This window comes from Pantoea sp. X-Soil-OKNW-556 (genome assembly GCF_059730695.1).
Genome location: NZ_AP035990.1, coordinates 1,538,372 through 1,558,794, shown reverse-complemented (window position 1 = coordinate 1,558,794; position 20,423 = coordinate 1,538,372). Strand labels below are relative to the sequence as shown.

Genomic DNA, 20,423 nt, shown 5'->3' with positions numbered 1-20,423 from the left:
CGGTTTCCTTCTGTATTAAGCGCCGTTTTTCAGTGCTTCCAGCTCTTCCCAGCGTTCAAACGCTGTTTCCAGTTCCTGCTCGGTCTGCGCCAGCGCATCAAGCACCGGCTGCGTTTTATCGTGCGGCTGACTGAAGAAATCCGGATGACTCATTTGCGCCTGCAACTCGCCAATACGCGTTTCGAGCTGCTCCAGTTTTTGCGGCAGCTGCTCCAGCTCACGCGTCAGGTTGTAACTTAACTTGGTTGCGTTACGTTTACTGGCATCACTTTTTTCCGCAGGTTTTGCCGTGACGGAAGATTTCGCCACCGGCGCGGTCTTCAGCTGCTTATACGCGGCACGCTGCTGCTGCGCATCATGATAACCGCCGACAAAGGTCCCAATCTCGCCGTTACCTTCGAAAATCCAGCATTCAGTGACGGTGTTATCGACAAACTGACGATCGTGGCTCACCAGCAACACGGTACCCTGATAGCCATCAATCAACTCTTCCAGCAGCTCCAGCGTTTCCACATCGAGGTCGTTGGTCGGTTCATCGAGAATCATCAGGTTACTGGGTTTGAGGAACAAACGTGCCAGCAGCAGACGATTACGTTCACCGCCGGAAAGCGCACGCACCGGCGTCATGGCGCGTTTCGGATGGAACAAAAAGTCCTGCAAATAACCCAGTACATGGCGCGGCTTACCGTTCACCATTACTTCCTGCTTGCCTTCCGCCAGGTTATCCATCACGGTGCGATCAGGATCAAGTTCTGCACGATGCTGGTCAAAGTACGCCACTTCCAGCTTCGTTCCGGAGTGCACGCGACCACTATCCGCCTTCAGTTGTTGCAACATCAGACGCAACAGCGTGGTTTTGCCACAGCCGTTGGGGCCAATCAGCGCAATTTTGTCACCACGCTGCACCTGTGATGAGAAATCCTGCACCAGCACCTTGCCATCTACAGCGTAGTTGACATTCTCCAGCTCAAACACAATCTTGCCGGAGCGTGAGGCTTCACCCACCTGCATATTGGCTTTGCCCATCACTTCACGACGCTCAGAACGTTCACGGCGCAACGCTTTCAGGGCACGAACACGACCTTCGTTACGGGTACGACGCGCCTTGATGCCCTGACGGATCCACACCTCTTCCTGCGCCAGCTTGCGGTCAAATTCGGCGTTTTGCATCTCTTCCACGCGCAGCGCTTCTTCTTTACCCAGCAGATACTGGTCGTAGTCACCCGGCCAGGAGACCAGCTTGCCGCGATCCAAATCGACAATGCGCGTCGCCATATTGCGGATAAACGAACGGTCGTGCGAAATAAACACGATGCTGCCAGTGAAGGTTTTCAGGAAGGTTTCCAGCCAGTCGATGGTTTCGATATCGAGGTGGTTGGTGGGCTCATCCAGCATCAGCACGCGTGGATTGCTGACCAGCGCACGTCCCAGCGCCGCTTTACGTAACCAGCCACCGGACAATGACGACAGTTCGGTATCCGCCTGTAAACCGATTTTTTCCAGCACATCATTGATGCGGCTTTCCAGCTGCCACAGGTTGTGGTGATCCAGGATGCCCTGCAAACGCGCCATCTCATTGAGGTTTTTCTCGCTGGGATCCTCCATCACCACATGGGAGATAGCGTGGTACGCCTTCAGGTGTTCCGCCTGTTCTTCCACCCCTTCGGCGACGAAGTCATACACCGAGCCAGTGATGTTGCGCGGCGGATCCTGTTGCAGACGTGCCACCACCAGGTCGGTTTCATAAATGATGCGACCATCATCGAGCGGCTGTTCACCGTTGATGATTTTCATCAGCGTAGATTTACCGGCCCCGTTGCGCCCCACCAGACAGACGCGCTCACCCTCTTCAATGTGCAGCTCGGTGTTATCCAGCAACGGCGCATCGCTGAAGGAGAGATAAGCGCCGTGGATACTGATCAATGACATAAAACTTATTCCTTACCGGCGTGGCTGACCAGCCAGCAGTTGTGAATGTGATTACGGGCAAAATCCTGCGACTGGGTCTTCTGGGTGATTTCCTGCGCCTGCAAGCCCAGACGCTGCAAACCATCAAGATCCATTTTGAAGCCGCGTTTATTGTTGGAAAACATAATGGTACCGCCACGACGCAGCAGACGCTTCAGGTTTTGCATCAGCATCAGGTGATCGCGCTGCACGTCAAAATCGTCTTCCATACGCTTCGAGTTGGAGAAGGTCGGCGGGTCGATGAAGATCAAGTCAAACTGTTCGTTGCTGTCACGCAACCAGCTCAGACAATCGGCCTGCATCAGGCGATGCTGGCGGCCCGTCAGCCCGTTGAGGCGCAAGTTGCGCTCAGCCCATTCCAGATAGGTACGCGACATATCCACCGTGGTGGTGGATTTCGCCCCACCCAGACCAGCATGGACACTGGCGCTGCCGGTGTACGAGAACAGGTTCAGGAAATCTTTGCCCTGGCTCATTTTACCCAGCATCTGACGCGCGATGCGGTGATCGAGGAACAGGCCGGTATCGAGATAATCGGTGAGGTTAACCAGGAAACGGGCATCAAATTCCTGCACTTCAAAGAAGTTGCCCTTCTCCGCCAGCTTCTGATACTGGTTTTTGCCTTTCTGACGCTCACGGGTTTTCAGCACCAGACGGTTCGCCGGGATCTCCAGCACGCTAAGCGTGGCGCTGATCACGTCGAACAGGCGTTGACGCGCCTTGTTGGCATCCACGGTTTTCGGCGCTGCGTATTCCTGAATCACCACCCAATCGGCATAGCGATCCACCGCCACGTTATATTCCGGCAGATCGGCATCGTAAAGACGATAACAATCGATGTGCGACTGGCGCGCCCACTTCTCCAGTTTTTTCAGGTTCTTGCGCAGGCGGTTAGCGTAATCTTCCGCGATCTGCGCGGTACCTTCACCACTGCTGGCCGCCAGCTGATAATTTTTCTGCACGCACTCGAGCGGGCCGTTTTTCGCTTTAAATTGACGGTCGGCACGCAGCGACAGGCAGCTCAGCAGCTCGGGTGAGGCACTGAACAACGACAGGTTCCAGCCACCAAACTTCTGCTTCATGATGCGGCCTAACTGGCTGTGCAACGCAATCAGCGCCGGTTCGCTCTCCAGACGCTCACCATACGGTGGGTTACTCAGCACCGTACCGGTCACCTCCGGCGGTAACGGATTGCTCAGCTTCAGGACATCCTGTTGCGCAAAGGTGAAGAGCTCGGCCACACCGGCACGACGCGCGTTGGCGCGCGCCCACTCCAGCACACGACCATCATTGTCATAACCAAAGAAACGCGCACTGGTCGCTGCCGTACCCGTGCGTGCGCGCTGTTGTGCTTCGCTACGCAACTCCTGCCACAGCGGTTGATTATGTTTTTTCCAGTCAGTAAAGCCCCAGCGCGAACGCAACAGGCCAGGCGCGCGATCGCAGGCAATCAACGCTGCTTCAATCAACAGGGTGCCGGAACCACACATTGGATCGATCAGTGGCGTATCCTTTTGCCAACCAGAACGCATCACGATCGCCGCCGCCAGATTCTCTTTCAATGGCGCCTGGCCGGTTTGCTGGCGATAACCACGCTGATGTAGCGCATCACCGCTCAGATCCAGCGCGATGCTGACGCGATCCTTATTCAGCCAGGCATTGATACGAATGCCCGGCTGTTCACGATCCACATTCGGGCGCGGCAGATTCTGTCGCGTAAAGCTGTCAACAATGGCGTCTTTGATACGCAGCGCACCAAACTGGCTGTTGCGGATCACCTCGTTGGTGCCACTGAAGTGGATGGCGAAGCTGGTGTTGCTGTCGAAGATGTCACACCACGGAATACTCTGGGCGCCGACATACAGATCGAGATCGCTCCAGACGCCGAATTCTCCCAGCGGCAGTAAAATACGCGAAGCCAGACGGCTCCACAGCAGGCTTTGGTACATCACGCGGTCATCGGCCTCAAAATGCACCCCGCCCTGCACCACCTGCAAATCCTGCGCACCCAGCGCGTCCAGCTCAGTTTTCAACAGCTCTTCGAGCCCACGCGCCGTACTGGCAAACAGAGAATTCATATCGTCACTTATACCCTTGATAAAATTGTTGCGCATTATAGCGAATCAGCGTCCTATGTCCTAAAGTTAGCTTCTTTTTGTCCTGCATGACGGCTTTCAGGGAGTGGTGATGATTACGTTGTCCCGTCTATATATCCATCCGGTTAAATCGATGCGCGGTCTTCAGTTGTCGCATGCCCAGGTGCTGGATAGCGGCCTGGGATTTGATCGCATCTTTATGGTCACCGAAACCGATGGCACCTTTATCACAGCTCGCCAGTACCCGGAGATGGTGCGCTTCACCCCGGCGCTGTTGCCGGACGGCCTGTTTTTACAGGCACCCGATGGCAGCCAGGCGCTGATTCGCTTCACCGATTTTGCCGCCGATGATGCGCCCACCGAAGTATGGGGTAATCACTTTACTTCTCATGTTGCCCCGGATGCGATCAACCAATGGCTGAGCGGCTTTTTTCCACGCCCGGTGCAGCTACGCTGGACCGGTTCCCAACCGACCCGGCGCGTTAAACGCTTTGACCAGGTGCCACTCAGCTTCGCCGATGGTTTTCCTTATCTGCTGGTAAACATGGCATCATTGCAGGATCTGCAACAACGCTGCCCCGCCAGCGTGCGCGTGGAACAGTTCCGCCCTAACCTGGTGATCAGCGGCGCGCAGGCATGGGAAGAAGATAGCTGGAAGACCCTGAAAATTGGCGATATCACCTTTGAGATGCCGAAGCCCTGTAGTCGCTGTGTCTTCACCACGGTGGGAACAGAAAGTGGCCAGAAACATCCGCAGGGTGAACCACTGGCAACCCTGCAACGTTTCCGCAGCGCGCAGGATGGCAGTGGCGACATCGATTTCGGTCTGAATTTAATTGCGCTGAACAGCGGTGTGATCCGGGTGGGCGATCCCGTCACCATTGTGGAGAAGCAACCGGCTCGCGCCTATGGTGCTGGTCAGGTCGTGGAGACACTGGCAACCACCGCCAGCCCGACCAGCCCTGTCACCATTGGTTATCAGGGCAATGCCTTCACCGGCGACAATCAGCAAGTCTTACTGGAGCAGCTGGAGATGCAGGGCTTTCGTATCCCCTACTCCTGCCGTGCCGGGATATGCGGCAGCTGCAAAATGACGCTGGTATCGGGGGAAGTGAAAGCATTGAAGAAAAGTGCCGTACGTCAGGATGGCACCATTCTGAGTTGTAGTTGTATTCCCGCTGGCGATATTGAACTGGCGTAACGCGTTATACCGCCCTGGCAAACGGGGCGGATGATTCCTGCTGACAAGGTTGCAGGCGATCGTTCATCACTTTAATCGCATCACCCAACACCATACCTTTACCCGCCACGGTTAGCGCATGTTGTGCCAGCAAACACAGCGCCGCATTCTCACCACTCTCCACCACCAGCAATTGTGCCTGCTCACCGCTATCGGCCAATGTCACCGCCACCATATCACCCGCAGCAGGCTGCCAGCTGTGAGCATGGCTGGTAAAGTGCCAACTTTTTGGCATCAGCGGTTTTAGAAAACGGCTAGCAACCAGCGCATTTAATACCAGCTCGGCACGTTGATCGCCTTTTAATCCGCTCAGACGACAACGTTCTTCAAAGGTAAAATAAAGCGCGGCATCATCCACGCAAAAACCGCTTTCATTAAAGGCATCTGGCGTCAGCATTTTGCGTGAGAAGCGCGAGCGAAATAACATGCCATCAGCCAGATCAAGCATCATCCGGTCATGCTCCGCGTCAAAATACCAACGCCAGTTGTCATCGGGTTTGATTTTCATGATGTGCCCTGTGGTTTATCGCTGCGCAAAATTGCGGTTCACAGCAAAGAAAAATAACGCTAAGGAAAAGCTGAAAAATGCACCAGCAGAACAAAATATAAACGAGCCAGAGGGATAAATAAACCCCCTGGCGCGGGAATGTGGGAAATGTCTTAGAGGTGGGTCACGATATCTTTAATTAAACCAGGTCCTTTATAAATGAATCCGGAGTATATCTGGACCAGCGTGGCACCGGCGGCGATTTTTTCACGCGCGGCCACCAGCGAATCAATACCACCCACACCAATAATAGGCAGACGGCCTTGCAGTTCCTGTGACAGGCGGCGAATGATTTCGGTGCTGCGCGTTTGTACCGGACGGCCACTTAAACCACCGGCTTCTTCACTGTATTTCAGCCCGGCCACCAGTGAGCGGTCCAGCGTGGTATTGGTGGCAATCACGCCATCAATTTCATGACGCACTAAACTGTCCGCCACCTGGATCAATTCCTCTTCAGAAAGATCCGGCGCGATCTTCACCGCGACGGGAACATATTTAAGGTGCCGTTCCTGCAACTCTTTTTGCTTTAATTTGATCGCTGACAGCAGATCATCCAGCGCTTCACCATATTGCAGTGTGCGTAATCCTGGCGTGTTAGGTGACGAAATATTGATGGCAATATAACCGGCATGGGCATACACCTTTTCCATGCAGATCAGATAATCGTCTTTACCTTGTTCAACTGGCGTATCTTTATTTTTACCAATATTGATACCAAGGATTCCTTTAAAACGCGCCTTTTTAACGTTCTCAACCAGGTGATCGACACCCAGATTATTAAATCCCATGCGGTTAATTATGCCTTCCGCTTCCACCAGGCGGAACATACGCGGTTTGTCATTACCGGGTTGCGCGCGGGGTGTCACGGTGCCCACTTCGACAAAGCCAAAGCCCATAGCACCAAAGGCATCAATACATTCGGCATTTTTATCAAGACCGGCTGCCAGCCCCAAAGCATTAGGAAAGGTCAGCCCCATGCAGTTCACCGGACGCGCAGGTAACGACTGGCGGATAAACCCTTCCAGCGGGGTGCCGCTGATAAAACGCAATTGTTGAAAGGTAAGTTCGTGCGCACGCTCTGGATCGAGCTTAAACAGCGCCGGCCGGATGATAGGATATAACATGCACTCTCCTGAATGGCGGAAGCTTCGTGAAAGTCGGGGTGCACGGGAAAATGTGCGCCAGAATGGTAAAGGCCTCTGGCACAAAAGTAAATTGCAGCGCGAGGAAACGCAGGTCAGATTGACCTGCATCATCATTCACTTGCGGTATCTTTAATCGCTGTGCGGGTAGACGGTGAATTATGCAGGTATTCGCGCAAAATACCGTGCCGCGCCATCACCCAAAAAATCCCCACGCAGACGAGGAATTCAGCAATCACCATCGACCAGGCTGCGCCAATCGCCCCATATTTCCAGGCAAGAAACGCACAAACCGGGATATTAATAATTCCCGGTCCCAACATCACCAGCATACGCTGACGGGCCAGACCGTGGGGGATCAACACTTGCAACCCCGCCGGATAAGCAATGTTGCCAAACAGGAAACACAGCACAAACACGCGCAGCACGTCAGCCGAGGCCACAAACTCCTGACCCAGTAGAATGCGCACCACGTCATCGGCGAAGAACCAGGTAAAGATCACAATACCGAGGCTGAGCAGGAACGAGATCAGCAAACTTTTGCGCGTCGCCGCAATCGCCGCCGCTTTATCGCGGGCAAACAGATAACTGACCCGGGGGAAAAATGCATTGCCAATCTGCTCCGGCACCGAATTTGCCGCCTTACGCAGACGATCAGCCCCGTTATAGATACCAATCGCATAATGCGAGGTGAATGCCGCCAGGATCACCACGTTGACGCTGTTAAACAGGTTGGCACCCGCGATAGCAATAAAAACGTGCACGCTATCTTTCAGGCGTTGCTTGATTTCGCTGGGTTCGAAACGATAGCGACCAATCACCTTCATCATCAATACAAATCGAAGGGTAATCAATGCGCTGATCATTGACACCACACCCGGGATCAACGCTGCCAGCCAGGTATCATCCGGGGTTTTCACCAACAGGAAGGTCAGTGGGATGGCGCAGAAGTTACCAAAGGTGGCGATCACCGCTGTTTTGCCCAGTTTTTCGAACCCCTGCATCAACCAACCAAAGGAGAACAGTGAACCGAGCAGCGTGGTGCAATTCGCCAACACTACCCAGAACAGATAATGCCAGCCTGGATTGAGCCAGGTCGTCAGCAGCAGCACGCCACTGGTGGACAGCATTAACAGTAATTTGGCGTTGAAGGTTGACCAGAAGATTTGCGTCACCCGCGTTTTATCTTCACGATGGTGAGCAATATCCTTGGTGGTATAAACGTTAAAACCCCAGTCTGAAATGGTGCTGCAATACATCACGCAGGCAATCGCCAGCGCCAGTACCCCCATTTGGTTGACGCCCAAAATACGCGCCAGATAGGGCAAGGTGACTAATGGGAAGAGAAAGGACGCTCCCCGATAGGCCAGTAAAGATAAAATATTAATCACTAAACTCTTATCGAGTGTTTTCGCCATGACGCAACAACCTTAATGCTCAGACCTGCAATGACTTTCGCACTTATTTCTGGTGCAATCAAACCACCGGAACACTTTTCGGAATAAGGCTGATTTTCTTCATCTCCTTTACCACTTTGTAATTCTGAAGACGAATAAACAGCTCGGGTTGATTCAATAAAAGCCACTCTTTAAACCCGGTAACTTTGATTTCCCGGCCGAGAAAACGGATAGCATTAATCACGTAATGCGGCACCGGAGTACGGTTATATAACGAGAGATAAATCATCAAGCGGAAGGAATGTAACAAATATTCTTTTTGTAGCCGATCGCGCCAGGTATTTTTTTCCAGCGTGGTCATTAAATCGTGATACGCCTGCATAAAGGCATGGTAACGTTGCAGAAAATAATCGCTATTTTTGCTGCCGTTGGTTAATGAACCCACGCGTACGCGTTGTTGATAATAGCTTTTCTCGCTCACCCATGCCTGACGGCTTTTCAGGAAAGCGCCAAGACTGAAACAGTGATCTTCATGCACCCGTTGTTCAAAGCGTAGCTGATGATTATCGACAACCGTGCGTTTCAGGATGTAGTTCCAGGCCGCCGAGGTATAGGTACCATTACGTAATAAAGAGGAAAGGACCTGCTGCGCCGGTTGCAGGCCAGCCAGGTCATGCTTCACTTTAGAGGCACAACGCTGCGGCTGTTCGTGGTCAAAGGTGGTCGAGCTGAAGCAGAACAGCTCCACATCGGGATGCCTCTGCGCCACCTGTTGCAACTCCTGCACCAGGCCCAGTGCCACACGGTCATCCGGGTCGCAGAAGAACAGAAACTCCCCTTGTGCCAGCTCAATCCCTTTGTCGCGCGCCAGTCCGGCGCCACCGTTAGGGACGGTAACAATCTGGATCTGAGGTTGACTGGCATAATGTTGATTGAGGAGTGCCAGGGTACCATCGGTTGAACCGTCATTCACAATAATGATTTCATTGGGCGTGGATATTTGCGCTAACAGAGAATCCACACATTCAACAATATATTTCTCTACGTTATAAGTAGGAATGATAACGGACAGTTGTTTCTCTGACATAAGCACTCTCTTTTTGAACTTTGTAAAAAGAAAAATAGCAACCACATCCCTGTACGCCACAACGCACAGAATGCATTATCACAAGAATCATTTAGCGCTAGCTTAATCAGTGGCCGCAGGTTTTGACAGTTCCGTTTCTCAACCAGACCCAGGGCTAATCAGAAATAATGTTTATCAGCCATGATGTATTTATTTATTATTTTTGCACCGTTGAGTTGTGGTTTATTTTTCTCACCTGGATGACATTTTTCCATTTGTAATTTAGAACAAAAAATTATTTAAAATCGCCTTGTTTGTTATTGGTATCGATTTTGACAGAGTTGATTAAATTGATACCGGGAGATACAACCAGACATAACTGATGCCCTCGCGGTTAACCGCATCATCGTTGTTTTTACGAGAAGTTGCCGTGTCTCCGGAAATATAGCGGCGTGGTAATCTGGTATGGTGCTGACATCACTTATAATGGGTAGCGATACATTTGTTATCCTTTTGCACACTAATAAATCGACTCAACGGCATGTCATTGCTTAAAGAGAGTGAATCATTTCAATTTTGTGACTCAGCAGTTTTCGGAATTGTCGTATCGATTCCCCACCACCTGATATTGATGCCCACCGTTTATTTGCAGATTCCGGCTTATCATTGCCGGATAAATCATTTAAGCCCTGCCCCCCGCTCTGTCAGGATTACCACATCAGTTCTCAATATCAGATAATCAATAACTTTCAGTTATAAGGAGTGACTATGCGGGTTATTACGCTGGCAGGCAGCCCACGATTTCCGTCCCGTTCCACGGCGTTACTAAGCCTGTGCCAGCAGGCGCTGGAAGCTCGCGGCGTAGAAGTCATTCCCTGGAATATTCACAACTTCCAACCGGAAGATTTGTTGTATGCGCGTTTTGATTCCCCGGCCTTGCAGGCCCTGAAAGAGGATCTGGCGCAGGCAGATGGTGTGATTGTCGCCACCCCCATTTATAAAGCTTCATTTTCTGGCGCCCTGAAAACGCTGCTGGACCTGTTACCGGAGCGCGCCCTGGAACATAAAGTTGTGCTGCCACTGGCAAGCGGCGGCAGCGTGGCACATATGCTGGCAGTGGATTACGCCCTGAAACCGGTACTCAATGCGCTGAAAGCGCAGGAAGTCCTGCACGGTGTGTTCGCTGATGACAGCCAGATTCAACACTATGACCGCCAGCCGGAACTGGATCAGTTGCTGGCCGCGCGCATTGATGAAGCACTGGATACCTTCTGGCATGCGCTGCATCGCCGCCACCAACCCTTTGCTAAAGCTGTATAAAGGAAGATGTATGAAAAGGATGCTATCCGGTCTGCTGCTCGCAACCTTTACCGCGCTGCTGAGCCTGAGTACCTGTGCCGCTGACGCACCCGCGCAGTTTCGTATTGGCTATCAAAAAGGGTCCGTCAGCATGGTGCTGGCTAAATCGCATCGGCTGCTGGAGCAACGTTTCCCGCATACGCAGATTCAGTGGATTGAGTTCCCCGCCGGACCACAGATGCTGGAAGCGTTGAATGTCGGCAGTATCGACCTCGGCAGCACCGGCGATATCCCGCCCATTTTTGCCCAGGCTGCGGGGGCGGATTTGCTGTATGTCGGCTCGGAACCTCCTAAACCAAAGGCAGAAGTGATTCTGGTTCCCAAAGATAGCCCGATTCACAGCGTGGCCGAGTTGAAAGGCCACAAAGTGGCATTTCAGAAAGGCTCCAGTTCCCACAACCTGTTATTACGCGCACTGGCGCAGGCCGGTCTGAGCTTTAAAGATATTCAACCCACTTACCTGACGCCTGCCGATGCTCGCGCCGCTTTTCAGCAGGGTGATGTGGATGCCTGGGCGATCTGGGATCCCTACTACTCCGCCGCCTTGTTACAGGGCAATGTGCGGGTGTTGGCCGATGGCAGCAAACTGAATCAAACCGGTTCCTTCTATCTCGCCACCCGTAAATTCACCGCCGCCAATGGCAACTTTGTGCAGCAGGTGTTGCAAACCTTCAGTGAGGCCGATGCGTTAACGCGTAGTCAGCGTGACCAGAGCATCGACCTGTTGGCGCAGGCGATGGGGCTGCCCAAGCCGGTGATAGCAAGCTATCTCGACCATCGACCACCCACTACCATTACGCCGGTCAGCGCCCATACCGCGCAGGCCCAACAGCAAACGGCCGACCTGTTCTATGCCAACCATTTGATGCCGGTAAAAGTGACGATCGCCGATCGCATCTGGCAACCACTGTCGGCTCAGCCTTAAGGAGTGAATAATGAGCGTATCCGTATTCTGGTTTCTCCCGACCCACGGTGATGGCCACTATCTTGGCACCGATCAAGGTGCGCGCCCGGTAGACCATGCCTACCTGCAACAAGTGGCGCAGGCCGCCGATCGCCTCGGTTTTGGTGGCGTGCTGATCCCAACCGGTCGCTCCTGTGAAGATGCCTGGCTGGTGGCAGCATCGCTGATTCCGGTGACGCAACGTCTGCGTTTTCTGGTCGCGCTACGCCCCGGCGTGATTTCCCCAACGCAGGCCGCGCGCCAGGCCGCCACGCTCGATCGCCTGTCGAATGGCCGGGCGCTGTTTAACCTGGTAACCGGGGGTGACCCGGAAGAACTGGCGGGGGATGGCGTGTTCCTCGATCACCGCGAACGCTATGCTGAATCGGCTGAATTCACCCGTATCTGGCGGCGCGTGCTGGAAGGGGAAGCCGTTGATTATGAAGGCAAACACGTCAAGGTGCGCGGTGCGCGGCTGATGTTTAAACCGGTGCAGCAGCCCCGTCCCCCGTTGTGGTTCGGTGGATCGTCTGATGCAGCTCAGGATTTGGCGGCCGAGCAGGTCGATGTTTATCTCACCTGGGGTGAACCGCCCGCCCAGGTTAAGGAGAAGATCGCCCAGGTCCGCGCGAAAGCAGAAGCTCAGGGGCGCAAGGTACGTTTTGGCATCCGTTTACATGTGATTGTACGTGAAACCAATGAAGAGGCGTGGCGTGCCGCAGACCGGCTGATCGCCCATCTGGATGATGCCACCATCGCCAAAGCGCAGGCTGCGTTAGCCCGCACCGATTCCGTCGGTCAGCAGCGCATGGCCGCGTTGCACGGTGGACGCCGTGACAAACTGGAGATCAGCCCTAATTTGTGGGCCGGTGTCGGTCTGGTGCGCGGTGGTGCTGGTACAGCCTTAGTCGGCGATGGACCGACCATCGCCGCACGTATGCAGGAATACACCGACCTCGGTATCGAAACCTTTATTCTTTCCGGCTATCCCCATCTGGAAGAGGCGTATCGCGTCGGCGAGTTGCTGTTCCCGCATCTTGACCTGGCCGTGCCGCAGATCCCGCAGCCGTCGACGATTAAAGCGCGTGGTGAGGCTGTCGCCCATGACTTCGCGCCGCAAAAAGTGTCGCAGAGTTGAGGAGGCAATCATGACAAAGAAACACCTGAGTAATGCCTTGCTGCCCTGGGCGCTGCCGGTCCTGTTAGTCGCGGTATGGCAACTGGCTTCCCAAACCGGGCTGTTATCGACGCGCATTCTGCCGTCGCCGGAGAATATCCTGATCACCTTCTGGAATCTCTCGGCCAGCGGCGAATTGTGGCAGCACCTCGCCATCAGCGGCTGGCGCGCCGCGATTGGTTTCAGTATCGGCGGCTCGATCGGGCTGATACTGGGCCTGATTACCGGCACCTCACGTCTGGGTGAGCGCCTGCTCGATACCTCGGTGCAGATGCTGCGAAATGTGCCGCATCTGGCGCTGATTCCGCTGGTGATCCTGTGGTTCGGCATTGATGAGGCGGCGAAAATTTTCCTCGTCGCGCTCGGCACGCTGTTTCCGATTTATCTCAACACCTGGCACGGCATCCGCAATATTGATCGGGGGCTGGTGGAGATGGCGCGCAGTTATGGCCTTTCCGGCTGGAGCCTGTTTATTCAGGTGATTCTACCCGGTGCCCTCCCCTCTATTATGGTGGGGGTACGTTTTGCCCTGGGCCTGATGTGGCTGACATTGATCGTTGCCGAAACCATTTCTGCCAACTCGGGCATTGGTTATCTGGCGATGAACGCGCGTGAATTTCTGCAAACCGACGTGGTGGTGGTCGCCATCATTCTTTATGCCCTGCTCGGCAAACTGGCCGATGTCGCGGCCCAACTGCTGGAGCGCGTCTGGCTACGCTGGCATCCGGCTTATCAACTGAAGGAGGCTAACGCATGAGTACTGCAACCCTCACTCCGGCGCGGCTTAACAGCGGAACACCGGTGGGCGTTAACGGCGTAGTCAAACGCTATGGTGACCGCACCATCCTGAACCATATTGATCTGCATATTCCCGCCGGACAATTTGTCGCGGTGGTGGGCCGCAGCGGATGCGGCAAAAGCACCCTGCTGCGCCTGTTGGCCGGACTGGAATCCACCACGCAAGGCGAATTACTGGCCGGAAATGCCCCGCTGGCGTCGGCACGCGATGATACGCGTTTGATGTTTCAGGATGCGCGTCTGCTGCCGTGGAAAAAGGTGATTGATAACGTCGGGCTTGGGCTAAAAGGTCGAGCCTGGCGGGACAATGCGCTGGAAGCGCTGGCAGCCGTGGGCCTGGCGGAACGTGCCAACGAATGGCCCGCCGCGCTGTCCGGCGGGCAGAAACAGCGTGTCGCACTGGCGCGTGCGTTGATCCACCGTCCCGGTCTGCTGCTGCTGGATGAACCGCTCGGTGCGCTGGACGCCTTAACGCGTATTGAGATGCAGGGATTAATTGAATCGCTGTGGCAACAGCATAACTTTACCGTGTTGCTGGTGACGCACGACGTCAGCGAAGCGGTGGCGATGGCGGATCGGGTATTGCTGATTGAAGAAGGACAAATCGGGTTGGATTTAACGGTTGATCTGCCGCGTCCACGCCGTCGCGGTTCTGCCCGACTGGCCGAACTGGAAGCGGAAGTGCTGGATCGGGTGATGAAGCGTAGCTCCAGCGAACAGCCGCTACGCTTTGCACAACAGCGATAATCGCCCCGTAGCGGCGCAATTTATTGCGCCGCTACGGTTAATTACGCATTCAACGCTTTGGTGATCTTCTCATACAGGTCGCCAGACAGCTTATCCAGTCCTTTCAACGTCTCCAGCGCCTGACGCATCAACGCCTGGCGCCCGGCATCGTAACGCTTCAGACGAATCAGCGGCTCGATCATGCGCGCTGCAACCTGCGGGTTCCGCGTGTTGAGATCGGTCAGCATCTCCACCAGGAATTGATAACCGCTGCCATCTTTGGCATGGAAGGCCGACGGATTAGCCGAGGCAAAAGCGCCAATCAACGAACGAATGCGGTTGGGGTTACCCATGGTGAAAGAGCGATGATGCAGCAGTTCACGCACCTTGCTCAGCACGTCAGACGCCGGACTGGTGGCCTGTAGCACAAACCATTTGTCCATCACCAGACCATCCTGATGCCAACGCTCGTCATAGGCCGCCATTAAGCTATCGCGACACGGCAGTTGTGCAGCAACCGCCGCCGACATTGCCGCCAGCGCATCAGTCATGTTGGTGGCGTGTTGATATTGCGCCTGTACCAGCTTGTCAGCCTGTTCGACGTCAGCAAAGGCCAGGTAGCTCAGGCAGACGTTCTTCAGCGCGCGTTTACCGATTTCCGCATGCTCAACCTGGTACTCATGGCTCTGATTGGCACGATAAACCGCCAGGAACTCATCACTCAGTTCTTTCGCCAGGGTGCGCACCAGCGCCTCACGCACTTCAGCAATGGCCTGCGGATCAATCACCTCAAACAACTCAGCGATTTCATTCTCCGAAGGCAGCGTCAGAATCAGCGCCATCAGCGCCGGATCGCCCTGCTCATCCAGCAACACCGCACGGAAGGCATCAGCCACATGCAGCGGCAGCGACAGCGGTTGCCCCTGTTGATGACGCGCGACATTCAGGCGGATATAGGTTGCCAGCAGGCTTTGTGCTGCATCCCAGCGGGAAAAGTCGTTACGGGCATGACGCATCAGGAACGTCAGTTGTGCATCGCTCCATTTATAGTCGAGCTTCACCGGCGCAGAGAATTCGCGCAGCAATGAGGGCACTGGCTGGAAATAAACCTTATCGAATACGAAACTCTGGAACTCTTCGGTGACGTTCAGCACATGGTGCACCGGATGACCATTGTGTTGCAGCGGGATCACCTTGCCTTCACCGTCATACAGTTCAATATCCAGCGGGATATGTAACGGCAGCTTCTCTTTCTGCTCGGCGGTCGGTGGCGTGTGCTGGGTAACGTGCAGCGTATATTGCTCCAGCTCCGGGTTGTAATCATCGCGCACCGTCAGCACCGGCGTACCAGACTGGCTATACCAGCGACGGAACTGTGACAGGTCAACATTAGACGCATCTTCCATCGCCTGCACGAAATCGTCGCAGGTCGCCGCGCTACCATCATGGCGCTCAAAATAGAGCTGCATCCCTTTCTGGAAATTCTCTTCGCCCAGCAGGGTGTGCATCATGCGAATCACTTCTGAACCCTTTTCATACACCGTCAGGGTGTAGAAGTTGTTCATCTCAATGACCTGATCCGGGCGAATCGGGTGTGCCATCGGGCTGGCATCTTCAGCGAACTGCGCGCCGCGCATCACGCGCACATTATCGATGCGATTCACCGCGCGGGAACCGAGATCTGAGCTGAACTCCTGATCGCGGAACACTGTCAGCCCCTCTTTCAGGCTGAGCTGGAACCAGTCACGGCAGGTGACGCGGTTGCCGGTCCAGTTGTGGAAATATTCGTGACCAATCACCGCTTCAATACCGAGGTAATCTTTGTCGGTGGCGGTTTCCGCTTTCGCCAGCACGTATTTAGAGTTAAAGACGTTCAGCCCTTTATTCTCCATCGCGCCCATATTAAAGAAATCCACCGCGACGATCATAAAGATATCGAGGTCATATTCGAGGTCAAAACGCTCCTCATCCCACTTCATGCTGTTTTTCAGCGAGGTCATTGCCCAGTCGGCACGGTCAAGGTTGCCGCGATCGACAAAGATCTCCAGCGCCACATCACGGCCTGAGCGGGTGGTAAAGCTGTCGCGCAGCACATCAAAATCACCAGCGACCAGCGCAAACAGATAACAGGGTTTCGGGAACGGGTCCTGCCATTTGACCCAGTGGCGACCATCTTCATGACGACCACTCTCCAGCTTGTTGCCATTGGAGAGCAGGTACGGATAGCGCGTGGCATCGGCGATAATGGTGGTGGTAAAACGCGCCAGCACATCCGGGCGGTCCAGATACCAGGTAATATGACGGAAACCTTCGGCTTCACATTGCGTGCACAGCGCCTCACCTGACTTATACAAACCTTCCAGCGCGGTGTTTTGGTCCGGGTGGATATCATTGATGATGGTCAGGGTGAAGGTGTCTGGCACCTGGCTCAACACCAGCGCGCCCTCTTCTTCGCGATAATGCGTCCACGGAGTGCCGTCCACCGCCAGTGATACCAGGGTCAAATCTTCCCCATCCAGACGCAGCTCAGCCTGGCTGTTGCCTAAACGCTTCACCTGGCTGACCGCGGTGACGCGCGTGGTGGCCGCATCAAGGTCAAACGTCAAATCGATATCAGTGATGGTGAAATCGGGTGCACGGTAGTCGTGACGATATTTTATTTGCGGCTGTTGCGTCATAAATCCTTCTCGCATCGTTAAAAGGTATACCCGTCAAAGTCTAAGCGGGTTGGGCCTCACTTGCCACGCACAATGCGTGCCTTAGCAGAAAATGCTACAATTTATTAACAATGGCACAAATGACCATCGACCTGCCCCCTGCAAATATGGTGTGATCGCGGTCTATTACTGTTTTATACTCCTGCGTCTTTATGACTTTGTTGAACACCGGGCTATGCTCCGCGGAAGAGGATGCTGAAACGCACCATGACAGGACACGCTTCCCCGATTTTGACCACGCTGCTTGATACCGATGCCTACAAGCTTCATATGCAGCAGGCCGTATATCATCGTTACTACGATGTCCCGGTCACGGCGGAATTTCGCTGCCGCGGCACCGAGTTACTCGGCGTCTACACGGATGAACTCCGCACCCATATTGATGCGATGCACTCTCTCGCCCTGAGTGAAGAGGAATATCGTTATCTTTCTGCCCTTCCCTTTTTTGACGCTGACTATCTCAGCTGGCTGCGCGGTTTCCGCTTCGATCCCAGCCAGGTCGTGGTGCGTAATGATCACGGTAAGCTGGCGATCCAGATTAGCGGTCCATGGCGTGAGGTGATTCTGTGGGAAGTGCCATTGCTGGCACTGATTAGTGAGCTGGTGCACCGTCACCGCACCCCGCAGATCGGTGTCGCGCAGGCAGTCGATCACCTGCAACAAAAGTTGACGGACTTTCGCCGGCAGGTCAGCGACCTGGATATGTCCCGCTTCCATCTGATGGACTTCGGTACGCGTCGCCGCTATTCCCAGCCAGTGCAGGAAGCCATCGTCAGCACCCTGAAGCAGGATTTCCCGTGGCTGGTGGGTACCAGCAACTATGATCTGGCCCGTCGTCTGCAACTTAACCCGGTCGGCACCCAGGCGCATGAGTGGTTCCAGGCACATCAGCAGATCAGCCCGGTGTTGGCCAATAGCCAGCGTGCTGCGCTGCAATCCTGGCTGGATGAGTACGACGAGCAGCTCGGCATCGCACTGACCGATTGCATCACTATGGATGCCTTCCTGCGCGATTTCGGTCCCGGCTTTGCCAACCGCTATCAGGGATTGCGCCATGATTCCGGCGATCCGGTGGAATGGGGGGAGAAAGCCATCGCCCACTATCAGCGACTGGATATCGATCCGAAAAGCAAAACGCTGGTGTTCTCCGACAATCTCGATCTGGACAAAGCGCTGGCGCTGTATCGCCACTTTGGTCAGCGCGCCAATGTGGTGTTTGGTATCGGCACGCGCCTGACCTGCGATATTCCGGGCGTAACCCCCCTGAATATCGTGATCAAACTGGTGAGCTGCAACGGCAAGCCGGTGGCTAAACTTTCCGACAGCCCCGGTAAAACTATCTGCCAGGATAAAGCCTTCGTTCGCGCTCTGCGTAAAGCCTTCGACCTGCCGCTGGTGAAAAGAGCCAGCTAACCACCCGACAGCAGGGTACCTGTACCCTGCTGTGCTGCAACAAATCTCCCCGTATCCCGGCAATTTTGCTTGTTTCCTGATGGCTCGTAAGTAACATAGCAAAACCCCGGTATGGGGAATGTATAAATTGACTTCATCCTAATATATAGAGAGATATTTATGAGCGTAGTGCCTGTAGCGGATGTACTGCACGGCCGTGTCGCGGTTGACAGTGAAGTCACCGTACGTGGTTGGGTGCGTACCCGAAGAGATTCCAAAGCCGGTCTTTCCTTTATCGCCGTTTATGACGGTTCCTGCTTTAATCCCGTTCAGGCTGTCGTCAATAATTCTCTGAATAATTATCAGGACGAAGTGCTGCGTCTGACCACGGGCTGCTCGGTGATTGTGACCGGCAAAGTGGTGGAATCGCCGGGTGAAGGTCAGGCGTTTGAACTGCAAGCCACTCAGGTTGAAGTAGTGGGCTGGGTGGACGATCCGGACACCTATCCGATGGCTGCCAAACGTCACAGCATCGAATACCTGCGTGAAGTGGCGCACCTGCGCCCGCGCACTAACCTGATTGGCGCGGTGGCACGTACTCGTCACACCCTGGCGCAGGCGTTGCATCGCTTCTTCCATGAAAACGGTTATTTCTGGGTTTCCACGCCGCTGATCACCGCTTCGGATACCGAAGGTGCCGGTGAGATGTTCCGCGTCTCTACGCTGGACATGGAAAACCTGCCGCGTGACCCGCAGGGCAAAGTCGATTACGACAAAGACTTCTTTGGTAAAGAAGCCTTCCTGACGGTGTCCGGCCAGTTGAACGGCGAAACTTATGCCTGTGCGCTGTCCAAAATCTACACCTTCGGCCCAACCTTCCGTGCTGAAAACTCCAACACCAGTCGCCATCTGGCTGAGTTCTGGATGTTGGAACCGGAAGTGGCGTTCGCGACACTGGATGATGCCGCGGCCCTGGCGGAAGCCATGCTGAAGTATGTGTTTAAGGCGGTGCTGGAAGAGCGCGCTGATGACCTGGCGTTCTTTGCAGAGCGCGTAGACAAAGATGCGATTTCTCGCCTGGAACGTTTTGTTAATGCAGATTTCGCTCAGGTGGACTACACCGATGCGATCGAGATTTTGCTGAAAAGCGGCCAGAGCTTCGAAAATCCGGTCTCCTGGGGTGTCGATCTGTCGTCAGAACACGAGCGCTACCTTGCTGAGAAACACTTCAAAGCCCCAGTGGTGGTGAAAAACTATCCGAAGGATATCAAAGCGTTCTACATGCGTATGAATGACGATGGTAAAACCGTGGCAGCGATGGATGTCCTGGCGCCTGGCATCGGTGAAATCATCGGTGGTTCGCAGCGTGAAGAACGTCTGGATGTTCTGGATGCACGCCTGGCTGAGATGGGTCTGAACAAAGAAGATTACTGGTGGTACCGTGACTTACGTCGTTACGGCACCGTGCCACACTCTGGCTTCGGCTTAGGTTTCGAACGATTAATCGCGTATGTCACTGGTGTACAAAATGTAAGGGATGTTATCCCCTTCCCACGTACGCCGCGCAACGCCAATTTCTAAAATTCGCGATTAATTATAAGTAATTCATATATATAACGAGGTCGGCTATGCCGGCCTTTTTTTATTTTTGTAAATTTAGAGTTCTCTCACAAAGTTCCCGAAAATTTACATCTTGTAATACAATTTTTCTTTTTGATACCTAATTGCGAGATTAGTAGCATTTTCGGGGTAGAATTACCAACCCCGGGATGGAAAGATGCGTGCAGACACAGGAGACACCAAACTTCTTTCAAGGTTCCCGTAAAGGTTTCTTGACGGCAGTGGCAGGTGTCCA

At 54.1% G+C, this 20,423-nt stretch carries 15 protein-coding genes; 8 read left to right on the top strand and 7 right to left on the bottom strand.

Annotation, left to right across the window (positions count from 1 at the left end):
• Nucleotides 1–15: 15 nt before the first annotated feature.
• Together AC6I8T_RS07075 and rlmKL are read right to left on the bottom strand one after the other, a co-directional pair.
• Nucleotides 16–1,929 (bottom strand): ABC transporter ATP-binding protein, encoded by a 1,914-nt coding sequence (locus tag AC6I8T_RS07075; protein WP_208725143.1) that lies wholly within the window; start codon nt 1,927–1,929, stop codon nt 16–18.
• 5 nt (nt 1,930–1,934) lie between these two features.
• A complete protein-coding gene (rlmKL, locus tag AC6I8T_RS07070) occupies nt 1,935–4,046 on the bottom strand; it encodes a bifunctional 23S rRNA (guanine(2069)-N(7))-methyltransferase RlmK/23S rRNA (guanine(2445)-N(2))-methyltransferase RlmL (protein WP_208725142.1) in 2,112 nt (703 codons plus the stop codon).
• Between the two features lie 109 nt (nt 4,047–4,155).
• Between rlmKL and AC6I8T_RS07065 the strand changes: the two genes are divergently transcribed.
• Nucleotides 4,156–5,265 (top strand): YcbX family protein, encoded by a 1,110-nt coding sequence (locus AC6I8T_RS07065; RefSeq protein ID WP_497833634.1) that lies wholly within the window; start codon nt 4,156–4,158, stop codon nt 5,263–5,265.
• Between the two features lie 4 nt (nt 5,266–5,269).
• On the opposite strand, the gene AC6I8T_RS07060 is transcribed toward AC6I8T_RS07065, so the two are convergent.
• The 4 genes from AC6I8T_RS07060 to AC6I8T_RS07045 all read right to left on the bottom strand — a co-directional run bounded on the left by AC6I8T_RS07060 (nt 5,270) and on the right by AC6I8T_RS07045 (nt 9,477).
• Nucleotides 5,270–5,812 carry a cell division protein ZapC gene (locus tag AC6I8T_RS07060; RefSeq protein WP_021182633.1) on the bottom strand — a complete coding sequence of 181 codons (543 nt, stop codon included), beginning with the start codon at nt 5,810–5,812 and terminating at the stop codon, nt 5,270–5,272.
• A 152-nt stretch (nt 5,813–5,964) separates the two neighbouring features.
• Nucleotides 5,965–6,975 carry a quinone-dependent dihydroorotate dehydrogenase gene (pyrD, locus tag AC6I8T_RS07055; RefSeq protein ID WP_208725140.1) on the bottom strand — a complete coding sequence of 337 codons (1,011 nt, stop codon included), beginning with the start codon at nt 6,973–6,975 and terminating at the stop codon, nt 5,965–5,967.
• 131 nt (nt 6,976–7,106) lie between these two features.
• Nucleotides 7,107–8,411 (bottom strand): flippase, encoded by a 1,305-nt coding sequence (locus AC6I8T_RS07050; protein WP_021182631.1) that lies wholly within the window; start codon nt 8,409–8,411, stop codon nt 7,107–7,109.
• 58 nt (nt 8,412–8,469) lie between these two features.
• On the bottom strand, nt 8,470–9,477 hold the full coding sequence (locus AC6I8T_RS07045) for a glycosyltransferase family 2 protein (RefSeq protein ID WP_497833633.1): 1,008 nt from the start codon (nt 9,475–9,477) through the stop codon (nt 8,470–8,472).
• 747 nt (nt 9,478–10,224) lie between these two features.
• On the opposite strand from AC6I8T_RS07045, the gene ssuE reads away from it, so the two are divergent.
• From ssuE to ssuB, 5 genes are read left to right on the top strand one after another with little or no spacing between them, the layout of a single operon-like run.
• Nucleotides 10,225–10,776: an NADPH-dependent FMN reductase gene (ssuE, locus tag AC6I8T_RS07040; protein ID WP_021182629.1), complete on the top strand. Its 552-nt coding sequence runs from the start codon at nt 10,225–10,227 to the stop codon at nt 10,774–10,776.
• Between the two features lie 10 nt (nt 10,777–10,786).
• Nucleotides 10,787–11,740, top strand: a complete 954-nt coding sequence (locus AC6I8T_RS07035) for a sulfonate ABC transporter substrate-binding protein (RefSeq protein WP_208725137.1) — start codon at nt 10,787–10,789, stop codon at nt 11,738–11,740.
• 10 nt (nt 11,741–11,750) lie between these two features.
• On the top strand, nt 11,751–12,896 hold the full coding sequence (ssuD, locus tag AC6I8T_RS07030; RefSeq protein ID WP_208725136.1) for an FMNH2-dependent alkanesulfonate monooxygenase: 1,146 nt from the start codon (nt 11,751–11,753) through the stop codon (nt 12,894–12,896).
• A 10-nt stretch (nt 12,897–12,906) separates the two neighbouring features.
• Nucleotides 12,907–13,692 (top strand): aliphatic sulfonate ABC transporter permease SsuC, encoded by a 786-nt coding sequence (gene ssuC / locus AC6I8T_RS07025; protein WP_208725135.1) that lies wholly within the window; start codon nt 12,907–12,909, stop codon nt 13,690–13,692.
• Nucleotides 13,689–14,480 carry an aliphatic sulfonates ABC transporter ATP-binding protein gene (ssuB, locus tag AC6I8T_RS07020; RefSeq protein ID WP_208725134.1) on the top strand — a complete coding sequence of 264 codons (792 nt, stop codon included), beginning with the start codon at nt 13,689–13,691 and terminating at the stop codon, nt 14,478–14,480. The genes ssuC and ssuB overlap by 4 nt, the downstream gene beginning before the upstream one ends.
• 41 nt (nt 14,481–14,521) lie before the next feature.
• Here the strand turns inward: ssuB and pepN are convergent, their stop codons facing one another.
• Nucleotides 14,522–17,137: an aminopeptidase N gene (pepN, locus tag AC6I8T_RS07015; RefSeq protein ID WP_497833632.1), complete on the bottom strand. Its 2,616-nt coding sequence runs from the start codon at nt 17,135–17,137 to the stop codon at nt 14,522–14,524.
• A 231-nt stretch (nt 17,138–17,368) separates the two neighbouring features.
• Between pepN and pncB the strand changes: the two genes are divergently transcribed.
• Nucleotides 17,369–18,589, top strand: coding sequence for a nicotinate phosphoribosyltransferase (pncB, locus tag AC6I8T_RS07010; RefSeq protein ID WP_021182623.1), 1,221 nt, complete (start codon nt 17,369–17,371; stop codon nt 18,587–18,589).
• A 159-nt stretch (nt 18,590–18,748) separates the two neighbouring features.
• A complete protein-coding gene (asnS, locus tag AC6I8T_RS07005; protein WP_021182622.1) occupies nt 18,749–20,149 on the top strand; it encodes an asparagine--tRNA ligase in 1,401 nt (466 codons plus the stop codon).
• Nucleotides 20,150–20,423 lie beyond the last annotated feature (274 nt).